Annotated in this window: 21 protein-coding genes; 5 read left to right on the top strand and 16 right to left on the bottom strand. The window is 30.8% G+C overall.

Annotation, left to right across the window (positions count from 1 at the left end):
- Nucleotides 1-14 precede the first annotated feature (14 nt).
- A complete protein-coding gene (gene katG, locus C8N26_RS12645; RefSeq protein WP_120187577.1) occupies nt 15-2,213 on the bottom strand; it encodes a catalase/peroxidase HPI in 2,199 nt (732 codons plus the stop codon).
- A 295-nt stretch (nt 2,214-2,508) separates the two neighbouring features.
- Here katG and C8N26_RS12640 point away from each other — a divergent pair, with 295 nt between their 5' ends.
- From C8N26_RS12640 to C8N26_RS12630, 3 genes are all read left to right on the top strand, one after another.
- A complete protein-coding gene (locus C8N26_RS12640; RefSeq protein ID WP_028892837.1) occupies nt 2,509-3,147 on the top strand; it encodes a peroxiredoxin in 639 nt (212 codons plus the stop codon).
- A gap of 88 nt (nt 3,148-3,235) precedes the next feature.
- On the top strand, nt 3,236-3,544 hold the full coding sequence (locus C8N26_RS12635; protein ID WP_028892838.1) for a thioredoxin family protein: 309 nt from the start codon (nt 3,236-3,238) through the stop codon (nt 3,542-3,544).
- Between the two features lie 2 nt (nt 3,545-3,546).
- Entirely contained in the window at nt 3,547-3,804 is a 258-nt protein-coding gene (locus C8N26_RS12630; protein ID WP_028892839.1) for a DUF6952 family protein, read from the top strand.
- A gap of 52 nt (nt 3,805-3,856) precedes the next feature.
- On the opposite strand, the gene C8N26_RS12625 is transcribed toward C8N26_RS12630, so the two are convergent.
- On the bottom strand, nt 3,857-4,750 hold the full coding sequence (locus C8N26_RS12625) for a LysR family transcriptional regulator (RefSeq protein ID WP_120187576.1): 894 nt from the start codon (nt 4,748-4,750) through the stop codon (nt 3,857-3,859).
- Between the two features lie 110 nt (nt 4,751-4,860).
- On the opposite strand from C8N26_RS12625, the gene C8N26_RS12620 reads away from it, so the two are divergent.
- Nucleotides 4,861-5,484, top strand: coding sequence for a LysE family translocator (locus tag C8N26_RS12620; RefSeq protein WP_028892841.1), 624 nt, complete (start codon nt 4,861-4,863; stop codon nt 5,482-5,484).
- An 88-nt stretch (nt 5,485-5,572) separates the two neighbouring features.
- Here C8N26_RS12620 and C8N26_RS13540 read toward each other — a convergent pair whose 3' ends face one another.
- From C8N26_RS13540 to C8N26_RS12610, 3 genes are all read right to left on the bottom strand, one after another.
- Complete coding sequence (locus C8N26_RS13540) at nt 5,573-5,731, bottom strand: hypothetical protein (protein WP_170141656.1); 159 nt, start codon at nt 5,729-5,731, stop codon at nt 5,573-5,575.
- The gene (locus C8N26_RS12615; RefSeq protein WP_120187575.1) at nt 5,724-7,166 is read right to left on the bottom strand and encodes a sodium:solute symporter; all 1,443 of its coding nucleotides are present in this window, start codon (nt 7,164-7,166) and stop codon (nt 5,724-5,726) included. The genes C8N26_RS13540 and C8N26_RS12615 overlap by 8 nt, the downstream gene beginning before the upstream one ends.
- 63 nt (nt 7,167-7,229) lie before the next feature.
- Complete coding sequence (locus C8N26_RS12610) at nt 7,230-7,862, bottom strand: NAD(P)H-dependent oxidoreductase (RefSeq protein ID WP_120187574.1); 633 nt, start codon at nt 7,860-7,862, stop codon at nt 7,230-7,232.
- Between the two features lie 123 nt (nt 7,863-7,985).
- On the opposite strand from C8N26_RS12610, the gene C8N26_RS12605 reads away from it, so the two are divergent.
- Nucleotides 7,986-9,257, top strand: coding sequence for a DUF2851 family protein (locus C8N26_RS12605; protein ID WP_120187573.1), 1,272 nt, complete (start codon nt 7,986-7,988; stop codon nt 9,255-9,257).
- Nucleotides 9,258-9,317: 60 nt separating this feature from the next.
- On the opposite strand, the gene C8N26_RS12600 is transcribed toward C8N26_RS12605, so the two are convergent.
- From C8N26_RS12600 to C8N26_RS12570, 11 genes are all read right to left on the bottom strand, one after another.
- The gene (locus tag C8N26_RS12600; protein WP_120187572.1) at nt 9,318-11,771 is read right to left on the bottom strand and encodes an alpha-ketoacid dehydrogenase subunit alpha/beta; all 2,454 of its coding nucleotides are present in this window, start codon (nt 11,769-11,771) and stop codon (nt 9,318-9,320) included.
- Nucleotides 11,772-11,888: 117 nt separating this feature from the next.
- Nucleotides 11,889-14,672 carry a gluzincin family metallopeptidase gene (locus C8N26_RS12595; RefSeq protein WP_147418509.1) on the bottom strand — a complete coding sequence of 928 codons (2,784 nt, stop codon included), beginning with the start codon at nt 14,670-14,672 and terminating at the stop codon, nt 11,889-11,891.
- Nucleotides 14,673-14,765: 93 nt separating this feature from the next.
- A complete protein-coding gene (locus C8N26_RS12590; protein ID WP_038006093.1) occupies nt 14,766-15,476 on the bottom strand; it encodes an LOG family protein in 711 nt (236 codons plus the stop codon).
- 118 nt (nt 15,477-15,594) lie between these two features.
- A complete protein-coding gene (locus C8N26_RS13535; RefSeq protein WP_170141655.1) occupies nt 15,595-15,762 on the bottom strand; it encodes a hypothetical protein in 168 nt (55 codons plus the stop codon).
- Between the two features lie 17 nt (nt 15,763-15,779).
- Complete coding sequence (locus tag C8N26_RS13530) at nt 15,780-15,956, bottom strand: hypothetical protein (protein ID WP_170141654.1); 177 nt, start codon at nt 15,954-15,956, stop codon at nt 15,780-15,782.
- A gap of 18 nt (nt 15,957-15,974) precedes the next feature.
- Complete coding sequence (locus C8N26_RS13525) at nt 15,975-16,151, bottom strand: hypothetical protein (protein WP_170141653.1); 177 nt, start codon at nt 16,149-16,151, stop codon at nt 15,975-15,977.
- A 279-nt stretch (nt 16,152-16,430) separates the two neighbouring features.
- Entirely contained in the window at nt 16,431-16,643 is a 213-nt protein-coding gene (locus tag C8N26_RS12585; RefSeq protein ID WP_120187570.1) for a hypothetical protein, read from the bottom strand.
- Nucleotides 16,644-16,723: 80 nt separating this feature from the next.
- The gene (locus C8N26_RS12580) at nt 16,724-18,013 is read right to left on the bottom strand and encodes an HlyD family secretion protein (RefSeq protein ID WP_120187569.1); all 1,290 of its coding nucleotides are present in this window, start codon (nt 18,011-18,013) and stop codon (nt 16,724-16,726) included.
- 59 nt (nt 18,014-18,072) lie between these two features.
- Nucleotides 18,073-18,243, bottom strand: coding sequence for a hypothetical protein (locus C8N26_RS13520; protein WP_170141652.1), 171 nt, complete (start codon nt 18,241-18,243; stop codon nt 18,073-18,075).
- Between the two features lie 83 nt (nt 18,244-18,326).
- Nucleotides 18,327-19,079 (bottom strand): TlpA family protein disulfide reductase, encoded by a 753-nt coding sequence (locus C8N26_RS13515; RefSeq protein ID WP_170141651.1) that lies wholly within the window; start codon nt 19,077-19,079, stop codon nt 18,327-18,329.
- A 754-nt stretch (nt 19,080-19,833) separates the two neighbouring features.
- Entirely contained in the window at nt 19,834-20,064 is a 231-nt protein-coding gene (locus C8N26_RS12570; RefSeq protein ID WP_120187567.1) for a hypothetical protein, read from the bottom strand.
- Nucleotides 20,065-20,149 lie beyond the last annotated feature (85 nt).

Raw genomic sequence — 20,149 nt, 5'->3', positions numbered from 1 at the left:
ATTTAGTTTTTAAATTATGCTAAATCATATCTGTCAGCATTCATTACTTTAGTCCAAGCAGCTACAAAATCTTTCACAAATTTTTCTTTATTATCATCTTGTGCATATACTTCTGCATACGAACGTAAAATTGAATTTGAACCAAATATTAAATCAGCTCTTGTAGCCGTCCATTTAGTACTTCCAGTTTTACGGTCAACAATATTGTATAAGTTTTCACCAGCAGGCTTCCATGAGTATTTCATATCAGTAAGGTTTACAAAGAAGTCATTACTCAATATACCTTCATTATCTGTAAATACACCATGTTTGGTACCTCCATGGTTGGTTCCTAGTACACGCATTCCTCCAACTAAAACAGTCATTTCAGGAGCGGTTAAACCCATAAGTTGTGTTCTATCTAATAATAACTCTTCAGGTTTTACTACATAATCTTTCTTTTGCCAGTTTCTGTATCCGTCATGTAAAGGCTCTAAAACATCAAAAGATTCAGCATCTGTCATTTCAGCGGTTGCATCACCTCTTCCAGGAGTAAAAGGAACTTTAATGTTGACACCACCTTCTTGAGCAGCTTTTTCAACAGCAGCACTACCTCCTAACACAATTAAGTCAGCAATACTTACTTTATTACTTAGTGCTGATTGAATCTCAGTAAGCTTATCTAGTACCTTCTTTAATCTTGTTGGTTCGTTTCCTTCCCAGTCTTTTTGAGGAGCTAAACGAATACGAGCTCCATTAGCACCACCTCTAAAGTCAGATCCTCTATAAGTTCTAGCACTATCCCAAGCAGTATTTATAAGTTCAGTACGAGAAAGTCCACTATTTAATAGTTTTTCTTTCAATTCTTCAATTTCACTGTCATTTAAAGTATAGTCAACAGTAGGAACAGGATCTTGCCAGATAAGTGTTTCTGCTGGAGCATCAGCACCTAAATAACGTGTGTTAGGTCCTAAATCACGATGTGTAAGTTTAAACCAAGCTCTAGCGAAAGCATCTTCAAAAGAAGCAGGATCATTGTAGAATTTCTCTGATATTTTTCTGTATTCAGGATCCATTTTCATTGCCATGTCTGCATCGGTCATGATAGGATTTCTTTTTACGTTTGGATTGTGAGCGTCGGTAGGTTTATCAGCTTCATCCATGTTAACAGGTTCCCATTGCCATGCACCAGCAGGACTTTTCTTTAATTCCCATTCGTGATTTAATAATAGGTGAAAGTATGTGTGATTCCATTTATCTGGAGTAGTTGTCCAAGCACCTTCTAAACCACTAGTTACAGTATCAGCTGCATTTCCATTTCCTTTTGGATTCATCCAGCCAAAACCTTGGTCTTCAATTTCCGCTCCTTCTGGACTTTGCCCTAAGGCTCCTGCATCACCATTACCATGAGCTTTACCAACAGTATGTCCACCTGCAGTTAAGGCAACGGTTTCTTCATCATTCATTGCCATGCGCTTAAAAGTTTCTCTTACATCATGTGCGGTTTTTAACGGGTCAGGTTTACCGTCTACACCTTCAGGGTTTACATAAATTAATCCCATCATAACTGCTGCTAAAGGATTTTCTAAATCCCGATCACCAGAATAGCGAGTACCTTTACTTCCAGTAGGAGCTAACCATTCTTTCTCTGATCCCCAATAAATATCTTTTTCAGGGTGCCAAATATCTTCGCGTCCTCCTGCAAAACCGAAAGTTTTGAATCCCATAGACTCATAAGCCATATTACCTGCTAAAATAATAAGGTCTGCCCAAGATAGTTTATTTCCGTATTTTTTCTTGATAGGCCATAATAGTCGTCTAGCTTTGTCTAAGTTACCATTATCTGGCCAGCTATTTAACGGAGCAAAACGTTGGTTTCCGGTGTTACTACCACCTCTTCCGTCAGCAACTCTATAAGTACCCGCAGCGTGCCACGCCATACGAATCATTAATCCTCCGTAAGTTCCCCAATCGGCAGGCCACCAATCTTGGCTGTCGTTCATAAACGTTTTTAAATCATTTTTTACAGCTTCAAGGTCTAGTTTTTTAAATTCTTCAGCATAATTAAAATCGTTTCCTAGTGGATTCGTTTTAGTATCGTGTTGATGAAGGATGTCTAAATTCAAAGATTTAGGCCACCATTCCATAATGTTATCATGTATCTCAGTATTAGCGCCTTGTGAAAAAGGACACTTTCCATTGCTGCTAGTAGAGTGAGTGTGTGCTTCTTTCATATTTATATTTTTATAGGTTAGAATACCATCAAATTTACGATAAAACCTTGAATAATTTTTATCTATATTTTTTATTTCAATATAATATTTTCTTATGTTTTTATTTTTTAAAGATGTAACTATTTGATATTAAGAAAGGTATTTGTTTAATTTATTTTGTTTTTTTATTTGTATTGATAATGCTTATAGTTGAATAAAAAAATATTTTTGCTTTTAAGCTAGAGATAGTAAGAAAGGGAATAAATTTGCCACCGATAAAAGAACATATTAATATTAACCTTTAAAAAATTATAAAATGGCTACAGTAGGAAAAAAATTTCCAAGTTTAAGCGTAGATGCAATGAATGAAATGGGTGATACGTTTAAATTAAATGTATTAGAAGAAGCAGTAAAAAATAACAAAAAAGTGTTATTGTTTTGGTATCCAAAAGATTTTACTTTTGTTTGTCCAACTGAATTACATGCTTTTCAAGCTGCTTTGTCAGAATTTGAAAAAAGAAATACAATTGTAATTGGTGCGTCATGTGATACTCCTGAAGTACACTTTGCTTGGTTAAACCAATCTAAAGCTAATGGAGGAATCGAAGGAGTTACTTATCCATTATTAGCTGATAGTAACCGTAATTTATCATCAATCTTAGGAATTTTAGATATTACTAATGAAACTTATGATGAAGCTACAGGAACTGTACAAGTAGAAGGAGATAACGTAACATATAGAGCTACGTATTTAATTGATGAAGAAGGAACTGTATTCCACGAAGGAATTAACCATATGCCTGTAGGTCGTAACGTAAACGAGTACTTACGTTTAATCGATGCTTACACTCACGTACAAGAAAAAGGCGAGGTTTGTCCTGCAAACTGGGAAGAAGGTAAAGAAGCTATGCAAGCAAACGCTAAAGCTACAGCAGAGTACTTAGCTGTAAACTAATATAACATTAAGAGAGGAAATAAGTTCGTGTGAGATAGGTGAAGGGGTCGAGCACGAGCTCCTTTCGAAATAAAATAATTTTAAGACTATGGTACAAGAATTAAGTCAAGATAATTTATCAGAAGTTGTTGCAGGTAATAAAAAAGTAGTGGTACAATATTCAGCTACTTGGTGTGGTAACTGTCGTATTATGAAACCAAAATTTAAGAAGTTAGCTTCTGAAAATGAAGATGTGGTTTTCATTATTGCAGATGCAGAACAGTTTCCTGAAAGTAGAAAACTTGCTGATGTAAGCAACTTACCAACTTTTGCTACATTTGTAGATGGGAAGTTTGTAAATCAAACGCAAACAAATAAGTTTGAAGTGTTAAAAGATTTAGTAAACGAAGTAGCTTAATTATGAAATTACCAGTAATTAAACACCTAACTTCATTTATTGAAGAAAACGATCAAGATTACGTACTAGAAACTATTGAAACTCTTGAAGCTTTAACAGAAGTTCCTTCTTTAAAAGACGAAGAGTTAGATGTGATAGGAGAATTAATCTCTAACATGTACGGAGCAATTGAAGTTGATAAAATGATTAAAGACGGAACACCTAAAAAAGAAGCGTTGAATAATTTTATGAAACGTGTTTTAGGTTCGATTGACCAATAGTTTTACTACGAAAGAAAATAAAAATCCTAAGCAATTTGCTTGGGATTTTGTTTTATATAAATCGTTGATTATACCTTTTGCCTAAATTTGTAGCATACTCAATTACATTTTTAACAATCTTTCTATCATCATTTTTACGCCAGTTAATAAATAATTCTGTTTTTTCAGGAAGTGTAATAAAGCGAACACTTGAGTTTAATGAAAATTGAAAAGAGTAGGGTAGTATCGAAATTCCTAAGTCTCTAGAAACTAAGTTTAATATCATGCTTCCAAAATCAGACTCAATATGTGTTTGTGGTTCAAAACTGTAAGTGTTAAAAATAGTACGAAGTAATGAAGAAAAGTAAGTAGTATGATGTAAACCAGAAAGAATAAATTTTTCATCTTTTACATCTCTTAAATCTACAAAATTTTCAGCGGTTAACCAGTGGTTTTTTGGAACTACAAGACAAACAGGTTCTGCATATAATCTCTCAGAGAGAATAGAAGTATTTAAAACTTCATTTCTACTAAAAGCAACATCTATTTGATAGCTTGTTAGTAAGTTTTCAAGTGTAATGTCGGTGGGTTCCATAAGCTCTACCTTTAAGTCAGGTTTTTCTTCAGAAAATATCCTAAGTAATTCTGGTAAATAGTTATAAGAAATAGAACCAGGGTAGGCAATGCTAATTAACCCAGAAGAACCTTCTTCAATTTTTCTTGCATGTTGAAGCGTACGGTCAAACTCGTCTAATAAGTCTTCCCATTTTTTCTTAAGAAAAATACCGGTATCGGTCAACTTTACGTTTCTTTTATCGCGTTCAAATAAGGTAATACCAAGTTCTTCTTCTAAAGATTGAATTTGCCTACTTAATGATGATTGTGAGATGTACACTTTTTCTGCAGTTTTCCAAAAATGTAGCTCATCAGCAAGTGCTAAAAAATATCGAATTTGTTGTATTGTCATTTTAATGCGGTTTTTGCATTAATTGTTCAAAAATAAGTATTTTTTAATAAAGAGAACCACCGTTGCTTTGCATAAAAAAACATTGGTATTCATATTTAAAATTTAAGGAAATGGGAATTGAGAATTATATCGCATTTTTTACAGCAACTATTCTTTTTGTACTAACACCAGGAATGGAAACAATTTTTTTACTTAACAAGTCGATAAGTCAAGGAAGGAAATCTGGAATTTATACTAATTTAGGCTTAAATACAGGGTCTTTAGTACATACTTTGTTTGGAGCATTAGGATTGTCAATTATTGTAGCAAAATCGGCAATACTATTTGCGTTGATAAAATATTTAGGGGCTGCTTATTTAATTTATTTAGGGGTAACAAAAGTGTTTTCAAAAAAAGAATTGATACAAGAAGGTGCTGAGGAACAAAAGAAAAACTCAGCAATTAAAGATTTTAAATCAGGTTTTATAACAAATATATTAAATCCGAAAGTCGCATTATTCTTTATTGCATTTTTTCCACAGTTTATAAGTCCAGATAAAATAGAAAGCCCTGTGCCTTTTATTTTTATGGGTGTTTCTTATACCATTATGAATACTATTTGGTACTTGTTTTTAGTGTCGTTTGCAGGAGTGTTTTCGAGGAAAGTAAGAGAAAACCAAAAGATAGGTATTCGAATGAATAAGGTCTCAGGAGCAGTATTCGTTTTAATGGGACTGCAAATAGCGTTTATGTAAAACTTAAAAACCGATAATGTTAAATTATATTATCGGTTTTTTTATGTACTAGTAGTGAGATATAGTTTTTAGTTGAAACTTAAGATTTTTACTCTTCTTCTTTTTGTTCATTCGCTTTTTTAATAATTTCTTTTAAGCGTTCTTTGGTTCGTTGTTTTTCTAGGCGAAGTTTATTCTCCTTTTGTTTCATTAAACGAGTATGTTTCGCTTTGTTAACCGTATTTTTTGCTTTTCCTTTTTTAGGCATTTTTTGATGTTTTAATAGCTAATAAACCTAAGAAAGTCAAAGCTCCGTTTAAGATTAACACAAAGAAACCAAAGTCAAATCCCATTTTTTCTTTACTGTAAAAACTAATTACATACGTTAAAACAGGAGCTATTAAACAAATGATAGGTACTAATTTGTCTTTTACGTTTAGTTTGGTAAATAATCCAAAAGCGTATAAACCTAATAGTGGTCCATACGTATAACCTGCAAATTGGAATATTTTAGCAATTACACTTTCATCAGCAATAAAATATTTAAAAATTAAAATGGTTGCCACTAAAATGAAGGAGAATAATATGTGGATTTTCTTTCGTGTTTTTTCCCTTTCTTCTTCATTATCTTTTTTGTCAATTTCTAAAATATCAATACTAAAGGATGTAGTTAACGAAGTTAAAGCACTATCTGCACTAGAATAAGCAGCTGCAATTAAACCTAATAAGAAAAATAGAGCTGTAGCTATTCCTAAATCGCCACTCATTGCTATAGTTGGAAATAGTTCATCTTTATGTGCGTTTATTTCATTAGCAGTAGCATAATCAGTTAATAAAACTCCTAGAGCTAAGAAGAAAAAGTTTACAATGACTAATACAATAGTAAACCAAAACATGTTTTTTTGAGCATCTTTTAAGTTACGACATGTTAAGTTTTTTTGCATCATATCTTGATCCAAGCCTGTCATTACAATTGAAATGAAAGCTCCTGAAAAGAATTGTTTCCAAAAGTAATTTCCAGCTTTTATGTCGTCAAAAAAGAAGGTTTTTGATAGATCATTATTAACAACGTACGAAAATAGATTGTCGATTTGCATTTCATCTTTTATCATTACAATACAAACTCCAACAGCAATTAGCATAAAAAGAGTTTGTAAGGTGTCTGTCCATACAATGGTTTTTATTCCCCCTTTAAACGTATATAACCAAATTAATAAAATCGTAATGGCAACGGTAGCCCAAAACGGAACTCCATAGGCATCAAATAAAATTAATTGTAACACGTTGGCCACTAAAAATAAACGGAAGGCTGCACCAATCGTTCTTGAAAGTAAGAAAAAAGAAGCTCCTGTTTTATAAGAATATCTACCGAAACGTCCTTCTAAATAGGTATAAATTGAAGTCAGATTTAACCTGTAGTAAAGTGGGAGTAGTACTAAACCAATCACGGCATATCCTAATACATACCCCAGCACCATTTGCATATAGCTCATTTTGTCACCTTCAATCCACCCAGGAACAGAGATAAAAGTAACTCCTGAAAGCGAAGCGCCAATCATACCGAAGGCAACTAAATACCATGGTGATGAGTTGTTTGCTTTAAAAAATGTTTGATTGTTTGCCGATTTACCTGTGATGTATGAAATAAGAATTAATACACCGAAATAAGCTAGAATTAAAAGGAGTATATGTAGTGGTTGCATATAGTTAAATTATGAATTACGAATGTACTAAAATTATCATTCGTAATTCATAATTTACGTTATCTAAGAAAGTTCAATAACCACTTCTTCGGTTTTTCTACGAACTTTTTTTAAGTCTTTCATATAATCGTCTTCAGCTCTAAAACCAACAGGTAAAACTAAAATTGATTGTAAATTGTATTTGTCTAAACCTAAAACTTCATCGTACTTTTCAGGAACAAAACCTTCCATAGGGCAGCTGTCAATTTTTTCATTAGCAGCCACAGTCATTAAGTTGCCTAAAGCAATATAAGCTTGGTTTTTCATCCAATGAAATAATACTTCTTGCGATTTGTTTTCTATATCGTTAGCTAAAAATTTTTTAAAAGGATTTAGAATTTCGTCAGGTGTGTTTCGGATGTCTTTTACTAATTTAAAGTAGCTCTCAACGTGTTCAGAAGTCAATTCTTTAGGAATACAAAGCACTAATAAATGTGAAGCTTGTACAACTTGATGCTGGTTCCAAGAATGTGCTACCAATTGTTGCTGTAAATCTTTGTTTTTAACCACAACCATTTTTACAGGTTGTAATCCATAAGAAGTGGCCGTTAAATTAAATGCTTCTTTTAAAATATTAATTTGTTCTTCGGAAAGAAATTTATGTTCGTCAAATTTTTTAACAGCATAACGCCATTGTAAATTCTCTATACTATTCATGTGGTTTAATTTTCTTATTCGGCAAAAATAGTTGAATAGAACATTGTTATAAAATACTTTGGATAATAAAAATTGATGATGCCATAAAAATATTTTGTAAATTGATAGAGAAAAAGGAAGCATATGAAAGAAGAATTTTTGCACTTTTTATGGAAATACAAGTTATTCAGCACAACAGACTTAAAATCGATAGCAGGGGAGTTTATAGAGGTTGTTAATCCAGGAATTTATAACACCAATACCGGTCCTGATTTTTTAAATGCTCAGTTAAAAATTGATGGTCAGTTATGGATTGGAAATGTAGAGATTCATCTAAAATCATCTGATTGGTATGCACATTATCATGAGGAAGATGAAAATTATGATGCGATAATATTACATGTGGTGTGGAGTTATGATGCTGATGTTTTTATGAAAAACAATCTTCCTTTACCTACTTTAGAACTGGAGCAGTTTGTTCAAAAAGAAGTACTAGTAAATTATCAGAAATTATTTTCAAAAGAGCAACGATGGATTCCTTGTGAGAAGCAAATAGCTGAAATAGATTCTTTTTTGTTAAATAATTGGTTAGAGCGCTTATATTTTGAACGGTTAGAAAACAAAGCTGTTTTTATAAAAGAGGTATTGTCAAAATCAAATAATGATTATGAAGCGGTGTTATTTAAATTACTCGCTAAAAATTTTGGTTTAAAAGTAAATGGAGACGCTTTTTTTGATTTATCAAATTCTTTCGATTTTTCAGTGTTAAGGAAAGTAAGATTTAATCAAGAACAATTATCGGCTTTATTGTTTGGGCAAGCAGGTTTTTTAGAAGACGAAGTAGAAGATGGTTGTTATGTAAAACTTAAAAAAGAGTATAACTATTTACAACATAAGTATAAGTTAAAACCTATAAGAAAGAATAGATTTCAGTTTTTTAGAATGCGGCCAAATAATTTTCCAACGATTCGAATAGCTCAGTTGGGAGCTTTATATTTCAAACATCAACATTTATTTTCTCAAATATTGGAGGTTTCTAGATTAAAAGATTTTTATATGTTGTTTTCGGTAGAGGTGAATGATTTTTGGAAAACACATTATACGTTTGAAACATCTTCAAAAAAATCACCTAAAAGACTTACGAAATCATTTATCGATTTACTTGTTATTAATACAATTATTCCTTTGAGATTTGTTTATGAACAAGAAAGAGGGACAATAAATGAAGAACAATTATTACAACTGATGCAGCAATTGAGGCCCGAGAAAAATTCAATCATTAATAAGTTTTCTGAATTAAAGATTGATGCAAAAAGTGCTTTTGAAACTCAAGCTTTGTTAGAGTTAAAAAATAACTATTGCTCAAAGAAAGAATGCTTACAATGTGCTATAGGAAATAGTTTGTTGCGTAAATAAAAAAATCTCGTGAATATTAACTGCTCACGAGATTTGTCTTTATATTTTTATCAGTATTTTTTAGTATAAACTTTTAAATTTAGCAGGGTTTGCTTCGTTCATAATTTCGTATACTTTTTCAAAAATATCTTCAGCAGAAGGTTTAGAGAAATAATCTCCATCAGTACCATAAGCAGGTCTGTGTGCTTTTGCTGTTAAAGTTTGAGGTTTGCTATCTAAATGTTTGTATCCGTTTTGGTTTTCAACAATTTCTTGTAATAAATATGCTGAAGCTCCACCAGGAACATCTTCGTCAACAACTAATAAACGATTTGTTTTTGCAACCGATTTTACAGTATCATGATTCAAGTCAAAAGGTAATAAACTTTGCGCATCTACAATTTCTACATCTATACCTACTTGTGCTAAATCTTTAGCAGCTTCTTCTACAATTCGTAAAGTAGAACCGTAAGAAACTATAGTGATGTCGTTTCCTTCTTTGATGGTTTCAACAACACCAATTGGAGTTTTAAAGTCTCCTAAGTTTGTTGGTAACTCTTCTTTTAAACGATATCCGTTTAAGCACTCTACTACTAAAGCAGGATCGTCACCTTCTAATAAAGTGTTATAGAAACCAGCAGCTTTTGTCATGTTACGAGGAACTAATACATGAATTCCTCTTACGTTGTTTATTATTCCACCCATTGGCGAACCTGAATGCCAAATTCCTTCTAAACGATGTCCACGAGTACGAATAATTAATGGAGCTTTTTGCTTTCCAAAAGTACGATAACGTAGCGTTGCTAAATCGTCACTCATAATTTGTAAAGCATATAATAAATAATCTAAATATTGAATTTCAGCAATAGGGCGTAAACCACGCATTGCCATTCCAATACCTTGACCTAAAATGGTAGCTTCTCGAATTCCTGTGTCAGAAACACGTAACTCACCAAATTTTTCTTGCAAGCCTTCTAATCCTTGGTTTACATCACCAATATATCCAGCATCTTCACCAAAGATTAATACCTCAGGGTGTTTTGCTAAAATTGCATCAAAATTATCACGCATAATAATACGTGCGTCTACAATATTTTTTTCTGAAGCATAAGTTGGAGCTTCTGCAGCAATATTTTCAGTTGCTAATTCAGTTTCACTTAATAAATGAGCCGAATATTTTACAGCAGCTTTATCAGTTGAAGCTTTGATGAAGTTTTTAAGTGCTGTTTTTTCAGCAAAATCTTCATCTCTTAAATAACGTAAAGTTTTACGAGCAGCTACTAAAATATCTTTTCTAATTGGTTCTGCTATGGCAGCTAAATCATTTTTATATTTCGTAATGAAAGAACCATTATTGCTTTTTTGAGCAATGGTTTCTAATAAAGAAATAGCTTCAGCCACTTCTGCTTTTATTTCATTTGTATAAGCACTCCAAGCATCACGCTTTGCTTTACTTACTTCTTTTTTAGCTTCTTTTTCAATGTTGATTAAGTCTTCTTCAGAATCGATAAACCTTAACGTTTCTCCATCTTCATTTTCTAATTCAAATTCTAAAATCCACTTACGCATTTGGGCAATACAATCAAACTCTTGCTCCCATTGTAAGCGTTCTTTTGATTTGTAACGTTCATGTGAACCTGAAGTTGAATGCCCTTGAGGTTGTGTTAATTCTTTTACGTGAATTAATATAGGGATATGTTGTTCTCTTGCGATTTGAGAAGCTTTATTGTAAGTGTCAATTAACTGAACATAATCCCAACCATTCACTACGAAAATCTCATATCCGTTACTTTCATTTTCACGTTGGAATCCTTTTAAGATTTCAGAAATACTTTCTTTAGTTGTTTGGTGACGTGCATGTACTGAAATTCCGTACTCATCATCCCAAACATTCATTATCATTGGAACTTGTAGAACACCAGCAGCATTAATTGTTTCAAAGAATAACCCCTCACTAGTACTAGCATTACCAATAGTACCCCAAGCAACTTCGTTACCGTTGATTGAGAAGTTCGTGTGATTTTCTAAACCTTCAACATTTCTGTATATTTTAGAAGCTTGCGCTAATCCTAATAAACGAGGCATTTGACCTGCGGTAGGTGAAATATCAGAAGATGAGTTTTTTTGAGCTGTTAAGTTTTTCCAGTTTCCGTTTTCATCTAAAGAATGGGTTGCAAAATGACCTCCCATTTGGCGACCTGCAGACATTGGTTCAACATCAATATCAGTATGAGCATATAAACCTGCAAAAAACTGTTGTGGAGTTAATTCTCCAATAGCCATCATAAATGTTTGATCACGATAATAACCTGAGCGAAAATCTCCATTTTGAAAGGCTTTAGCCATAGCCAATTGGGGTATTTCTTTACCATCACCGAAAATCCCAAATTTTGCTTTACCTGTTAAAACTTCTCTACGTCCTAATAAACTACATTCTCGACTAATACGAGCAATTCTATAGTCGTTTAAAACTTCGTTTTTAAAATCTTCAAAAGAAAGCTGTTGAGTATTAACTATTTCGGTATTTTGCGTCATAATCATCTAATTTAGGTATGGTTACAAAGATAGTTTTTTTAGTTGAAATTTAAAAATTTCTATTTTCATTGAATATTTTTCAAAAAAAAGAGAAAAAATCAGTTTTTATTGAAGTATTTACAATACTCCTCTTCTGATAAAGTTGTAAATCTGATCAATATCAGTCGTAATTATAAATCTAATTTTTGAAGGATAGGCTTCTTTAGTAACTTCAAATCCTTCGTTTGTATATATAGGAAGATAGAACTCAAAAATATCAGGAAGGAAGTTTAAACGGATTCCATTTTCGTAAAAATACTTTGGAGAACTATTTTTGTTTTTTAACATGGCTACATCGTTGTATACTTCAGCCCATTTCCAAACACTTATACTGGTGTTAAGAGAAGTTATAAGTTGATTGGCGTAATAAGGTTGTTTAAAATTAGATTTGAACCCTCCTTGTCCTACTACAAATTGCTGACTAAAAATCCCCTCATTTTCAGAACGTCCAAACAAATTCTGTTCAAATAAATAATCATTTATTTTGTTTAAACCAAAGTTAAAATAATCTCCATCAGTATTGTTTGTTATGAAAAGCCCTCCAAAAAACCTGACTTCATAACTTTTGTCGGTAGCGAAAAACTTTTTATATCTAATGTCTGTTGAAAGTTTACTGAAATTAGAATTTAATTCGGCGTTTAAAGCGTATCTAATACTTTTTATCGCGTCAAACTTGTTGTTGATGTAGCGTAAGTTGAAAATATTGTATTTGTCTTTGTCACTTTTTATTTCGCCAGAAGGGATTTCTTTGTTAACACTTATAAGGCGTGCCGTGAATGATTTCGAGCCAATATCACGAAGTGAATTTCTTCTAAATTGAAAATTAATAAAAGGAAAAAAAGTATTATAACCAAGTTCTGGAGCGTAGTGAAAGTTACTACCACCAACACCATAACGTATTTTGTATAAGTCCTGATTTTTAAGAAAGTGGTTGTAGGCAACCACAAAAGAACCTGTTAAGTTTTGACTTTTTGTACTATAATTAGGGGTGATACTAAACTCAAAATTTCTATTAACAATTGATCTGTTGTTAATATTAACCCCAAGTATTAATCCGTCATATAAATTGTATTTGAAATCTGGATAATAAAATAGTTGATTGTAATAAGGGTTTTCGAAATCTTTAAAAAAACGAAATTGTAGGGGTTTGTTAATAAGGTTGTTGTTTATATTTCTAAAATTATCTAGAGAATTAAATTCAGGGTAGGTGTTTTCATAGTTTAATGCAAGTTTTTTAAAATCACCTCTTTTAATTTTTACGGTTTTAGTAGAATCAACACCAGTAACCCAAGTTTTAAATTTAATTTCTTTCTTTTGAATTCCATATAAAGCGACAGGAGCAGAAAAGTTTCTTTTGTTTTTGATAGTTACGAATAATGAATCTTTGTTTTTTGAAAAAGAAACTTTATTTATTTTATAATCTATTTTTTTGTTTGTGGTAATATAATCTCCAAAAAACCACTGTAAATCTTTAATAGTGTTTTTTTGAATAATGTTGGCAAAATCACTACTAGTTGAAGGTTTTAATTGATGTTTAATATAAAATTCTTTTACAGATTTTTTTAAAATACTATCTCCAACAAAGTTTTGAAGATATTTAAAACCAAGTCCTGCTTTATATTTACTAACTACTTTTCTGTTGAAGTTAGAAAGAGAATCGCTAGCTGTAGTTAAAGATTGGTCATAGAATTTACGAGAACTAAACTGATAAACAAGTGCGTATTTATCATTTTGTTTTAACTGCGAAATATTATACGATTTAATAGGCCAATAGTTAGAGTATTTACCTAAAACGGTAACATCAGGATAATATTCCTTGATGTATTCCATCATTAAAAAGGTTTGTAAGCCGTCGGTTAACCAATAATCTTTTCGGGTATTTTGAATAATAACATCATCAAAATATTTTTGCACAAGAGCTTTGAAAAATCCAGTTTCCCATCTAAAGTTGTTGGGAAAAGGTTTTAACCATTTAGGGAGACCGTAAATTTCGTGCAAAGAGTTCTTATTTACAGTGCGAGCATCAACAAGAATTTCAGGATGTGGATGTTTTCCAATAAAGTTTTCAATAAATTGTATTTGTCTGTCAATAATTTTAGTAGTTTCTTTATTTGGGATACTTTTTAAATAAGAGTCAGTTTTTATTTCTTTATCCTTTATTTTGAAGGATTTGAATGTTTTAAGAGGGTCTATATGTAGTATAATGTCTTTCTTCTTACCTCCAACTAAGTAATAACTGGTAAAGTTTTTTTCTTCAGTTTTATATTGATATAAGTTACTTTCAATAAAATAATTTTTAGGGACTTCAATTGTGATTTTGTAATTAGAAAGATCTTCAAATAAGTCATCTAAATTTAGGTTACTCATTAGGTGCCAGTTACCGTCAAAAACAGCTGGAGTAATATACCAAAAGCGTAAATGATATCCAGTTTTTGTTTTTCCGTATCCTGTGTATTTAGCATTGGGGATTTTTATAAAATAAGAAGTGTTTATAATTAAACTATCATTGGGATGCAGTTTTTCATTAAGGTTCACTTTAACAATATCAGAATGTTCTTTTTTCTCTTTGTAAGTAACTTGGTTATTGTTAATAGTTAAGTTTTTTATATAACTAAATCCTTTGTCCTTATCTTTAGAAAAGGAAAAATCATTTTTGTAGTCTTCAATAAAACGTTTAGCTAAAGGTGTTTCATTGTCAATAAAGCTATTTCCCCAATTGTGTAAGTATAATTCAGATATAATTGAATTGGAAGTGTTAAAATAAACTGTTTTTTGTTGAATATGAAGAAGGTTATTCTTAACATCAAGAACAGCTTTGATGTTAACTGTATTTTTTTGCGCTGTTACCTTGAAATTGCACAAAAAAATTATACATATAAAAAGTAGTATTCTTTCTTTCAACATTAAATAAAAAAAGCTCGATGTGAATTCAACGAGCTTTAAAGATAAATATTTTTAGAAATTAGGTTTTAATTGATATTTAGCATAGAACTTGTTAAAATGTTCCACAGCTTCATCAGCAGTATCAACAACTCTAAATAAATTCAAATCTTTCTCACTTATGTTGCCTTCTTCTATTAAAGTGTTTTTAATCCAGTCTAATAAACCTCCCCAAAACTTTCTACCTACCAATACAATAGGGAAACGACCAATTTTGTTGGTTTGAATCAACGTAATTGCTTCAAAAAGCTCATCCATTGTGCCAAAACCACCAGGCATAACAACAAAACCTTGCGAGTACTTTACAAACATTACTTTACGAACAAAAAAGTAATCAAAGTTTAGGTTTTTATCTCGATCAATCCAAGGATTATCGTGTTGTTCAAAAGGAAGGTCTATGTTTAAACCTACAGAGGTTCCTTTGCCTCGGTGAGCGCCTTTGTTACCTGCCTCCATAATACCTGGTCCACCACCTGTAATAACCCCAAAACCACTTTGCGTTAATTTATAAGAAACTTCTTCAGCTAATTTATAGTAAGGGTCATCGGTTTTTGTACGTGCAGAACCAAAAATAGACACACAAGGGCCTATTTTACTTAATTTTTCATAGCCATCAACAAACTCAGACATAATTTTAAAAATTGCCCAAGAATCGTTTGTTTTTATTTCGTTCCAAGTTTTTTGTTGTAGTTTTTCTCTAATTTTTCTGTCATCATTCGGACTCATAATTCTTCTACTTTTATATTAAATAACAAATTAAACTGCTAAAATTTGATTTTTAGCAAGCCTGCTAATTTAGTGGTTTTTTTTAAAAAAAGCCTCCTATTAGGAGGCTTTGTAGAAGTTAATTAGTATAATAACAAATATTGTTTCTACATTGACTAAAAGAATCGGGGTAAAGATTACAATCCTCATCAGTTAAGCATTCAAAAAGTTTGGGTATGCCTCCATTGACTTGTTGTTGGTCAGATTTTTTTAAAGCTTTGCCTAAATTTAAAATTTGATTTTTCATAATTTAAAATTTTAAGTTTAATACCAAATACATCCAAATCTGTCACATCTACCAGGAGCGCATAAGTTACCCCATGAAGTAGATTCACAGCACATAACACCATCTTGAGTGCATCCACGAGCTATACCACCATTAATTTGCTTTTGTTCTGTTTTATTTAGTGGCTTACCAAAGTTTAGAATTTGATTTTTCATTTTTTAGTGTTTTAAAAATTAATACCATAAACAACCGTAAGTACCACATCTACCAGCATCACAAAAGACACCCCAAGGTTTGTATTCACAACATCTACTACCTTCTTGGTAACAAGCACCGCTAGCACCTCCATTAGCTTGTTTTTGATCAGCTTTATTTAAAGCTTTACCAAAGTTTAAAATTTGTTTTTTCATGATTAAAAAATTTAATATTAATTAATCCTTGAATAGTTTAAAGGCACTCAAGGTTTGTGTCTATTCTTCGCGAGAGAATTTTTTATTTTAGATAATTATCTAATGTTTTTCTAATTTGAGTAGAACTTGGTCTTGGAGCATTTTTATTTACTAACTTTCCTTTTTCTTCTGAAGACATATTACAAATAAGTTTTAGTTTGTTTGAAACTTCACTTAAGTTCAAGGTTGATTATAGATGTATAATCAACCTGTTTACAACTAAATTAACATTACTTGTTATTATTGTACTTCACAATAATAGTCTACAAGTACGCAAGGTTTATGTTCTTTAGGAAGAGCTTGATATTCAAGACAACTACCACAGTTGCTTTCAATATCGCTGTAACAATAAGGTCCAGAGTAAGTGCTGCAATTAGCAAGACCTCCTCCATTAACTTGTTTCTGATCAGTTCTAGTTAAAGCTTTACCTAAGTTTAAAATTTGTTTTTTCATGATTAAAAAAATTAATATTAATTAACCCTTGAATAATTTAAAGACACTCAAGGTTTGTGTCTATTCTTTACGAGAGAATTTTATTGAATTATATTTTTAAGTTGATAGAAAAAACGTTCTATCAAGCGTAAATCTTCAGTTACTATATCTGCAGCACCTTTCATTTCTTGTCTAAAAGGAATTGTTTTATTGTAGGTGGTTTCTAAGTTTTGAGGTAATTCTACATTAATTAAATAATTACCTTCTTCATTAGGAGTTAATGAAATTGATTTAACTTCTCCATTCAGCTCACCAAATTCATCAGAAGGGTAGTTGAGTAGTTTTATTTGAACTTTTTGTCCTTTTTTTATTTTACCTGAATTGGCAGCAGGCGCTTCAATTTTTCCTATAAAATTATTTCCTTCATCAGGAATGATAGTGAAAATAAGATCCCCGGTTTTTACAGTTTGATTTTTATTCCAAAAAGACAAAAATGAAACCTTTCCGTTAATAGAAGATGTCAGGGCATACTGTTTTTCCCAATCTTTAATGGCTTTTTTCAAGTATAAGAAAGACTGAATAGCTTTATTTTTAAGGCGTGTATCTTGTTGTGCTTTTTTTATAGAGGTTCCTTCTAAATTTTTATTAGAGTTACTAATTAATTCTCTGATTTGTGAAATTGAAGATTCGAGTGTTTTGTATGAACGTTTTGCTTGCAGGTATTCTATTTCTTTTTGGTCTTTTTCTTTGGCAGAAATAACTCCTTGACTAAACATTTTTCTGCTGCGTTTAAGATCTTTCTCTTTGAAATCTAGTTCTTTAAGGTTTAAGTCTTTTTGAGAAAGTAAAATTTGCAGTCTACCTCTTGCTTCTATAACAGACATTTGGTTTGCAAAATTTTCAGATTTAAACGGAGTTAATTTTTCGTTTAAAACATATTCAGAGTAGTCGTTTTCAAATTGAGAGTAGCTGGAAGTTATGTCACCTAAAATTAGTGGAGGAACTTTGTCAACAGGGAAAAAGAACTTTTGTTGATTCATTTCAATAGTATCTACAATACTTTTTAATAGTAAGACATCTTTGTAAGAAGCACTGTTTTCAATAACAGCTAAAACATCTCCTTCAGAGACATTTTTACCTTCACTTGTTAAAAAAGTTTCAAATTGACCTGTTGATTTTGCATAAATTTTTTCAGGTGGAGTAGAGGTGGTAACCATCACTTCTGTAGAAATAACGTCAGGATATTTTACAAACCAAGAAATGAATAATAACATTAAAATGAGTCCAAGTAACAAGGTGTTACCCCAACGAATCATCCAATTAGGTACATGAGTTAGAATTTCTTGCACTTCTTCACTACGAATTTCTATATCTTGAGTGTTATTTGGCATATTTAAAGTGTATAAAGGTGCTCTTATTAGTAAAAGAGCACCAGTGAAATAAATTTTAATTATATTAAGATACAGATCCCTACATTACATCTCCATTCCTGATTTTTAAAAGGTTCTCCTGATGGTTGGTTGTAACAATCAGTTTCAGAGTCACAAGGGAAGCCCCCGTTAATTTGTAGTTGTTCTATTTTGTTTAAAGTTTTACCTAAGTTTAAAATTGATTTTTTCATTTTAAAATAATTTAAATTTGATAAAATCCTTGAATAATTTAAAGACACTCAAGGTTTATGTCTATTCTTCGCGAGAGAAGGTTTTAATTTAAATAAAAGTTTAATAGTTTTTTTGTTTTCTCAGAACTAGGTCTTGGTGCATTTTCATTTACTAATTTACCTTTAGAATAAATTAAATACCTTGGAATAGTTTGTAATTCGAGTTTCTTATAAAATGAGGAGGAGGGGTAGTTAATTGCAAGAAAATTGTTGTTTCCCTCAATTTTTTCTTCTTCAGAAGCATTTATCCATTCATTTTTATCAGAATCGATAGATATGTAGATGAATACAACATCTTTATTTTTAAATTCATTGATTAATGCTTTTGACTTAGACATTTCATTTCTACAAGGATTACACCAACTAGCCCAAAAGTCAATATAAATAGTTTTGTCTTTGTATTTTTTTATTACTTCATTTAAAGTTAAGTTTTTTGAATCTGAATCGACTAACTCTACTTTGTTAGAGGCTAAAGCTTTTCTTTTTTCATTTATTAAGTATTTATTAGCATATATTTTGATAAACAAAGTATCATTATATGAATCTTTATATTTGTTAAAATAATAATTTGCTAAATTGTTATCCGATTTGGCAATTTGGTGTAAGCAAAACTCTCTAAAGAGTTTTAAATTTTCACCTTTTAATAAAGATGGTAAAAGTTTATAAGCCTTTTGATAATCAATGTTTACTTTAGAATTATCCTCTATTAGAACAATATCAGTAATGAAAATGTTCATATAACCATATGAAATAAAGGGGTCGTCAAATATTAACTCGCTATTAAAATACAAGTTCATGATTTTTTTTAAATAGAAATTATCTAGACTAAATTTATAGCTTCTAATAAGTGACCTAAAATAGTTGAAATCTACCTGAGATGTATGATAAACATGATTAATATTACTTATAAGGTTGTTCTTATACAGTTTGTTTAGAATCTTTTTTTTAATTCTAAGTTTATTATACTCTAAAGAGTCTAATTCTTTGAATCTATTTAGGTTAGATTTGATGATGTTTTTTTTAGGAATAAACTTATTGGAAGATTTATTAACTTGAAAAAAAAAATTAAAAAGTTTATTGTGTTTTAATATTATATGTTTTAGGTTGGTTTTGTATAGGTTGTTAAGAGGTATACTGTCATATCTTTTTAATTTTCTATTAATAAAAGATAAACTTGTAGATGTTTTCTTTATGTTAATTAATAGGGTGTCTGTTTTTTTACATAATATACTATTAAAAAAATTATTGTTTTTTATATACAATTTTAAATAGCTATTAGTTTCAATTGTTATGGTATCTGTAATTTTATTCGTATTAATGTTTATTCTATCAAAGTTTTTATTTATGCCAGAACCAATATTGGTTTTAACTTGATTGTTGTTTTTTATAATCATAGTAACCAAACCTTTTTTTGCATGTTTTTTTTTCTTCGGTAGATCTTGGCAAGAAGTTAATAAAAACAGAAACAAAAGAATTATATATATTTTCATGTTGTGATAAAATTTCAAGTTATACCCAAACGGAAATAATATCCGTTTGGGTTAGTTTAAATTAACAACTACTACAGCACCAATGTGTAACTGTAGCTGGTCCACTACCTCCTAAGTTATCATAACTATCACCTAAAAGTTCTAGAGCTTGCGCCTTTGTTTTTCCACAAGATCTATATTGATACCCATCTTCATATGTTATGGTGTTACAACATGTACCTTCTCCACCATTAATTAACTGTTGTTCAGTTTTGTTTAAAGCTTTACCTAGGTTTAAAATTGATTTTTTCATAATTAAAATATTTAAAATTTGATAAAATCCTTGAACAGTTTAAAGACACTCAAGGTTTGTGTCTATTCTTCGCGAGAGAATATTT

Source organism: Tenacibaculum lutimaris, from assembly GCF_003610735.1.
In the GTDB taxonomy this organism is placed as follows: Bacteria; Bacteroidota; Bacteroidia; order Flavobacteriales; family Flavobacteriaceae; genus Polaribacter; species Polaribacter lutimaris.
This window is presented reverse-complemented; position numbering and strand designations above follow the sequence as displayed.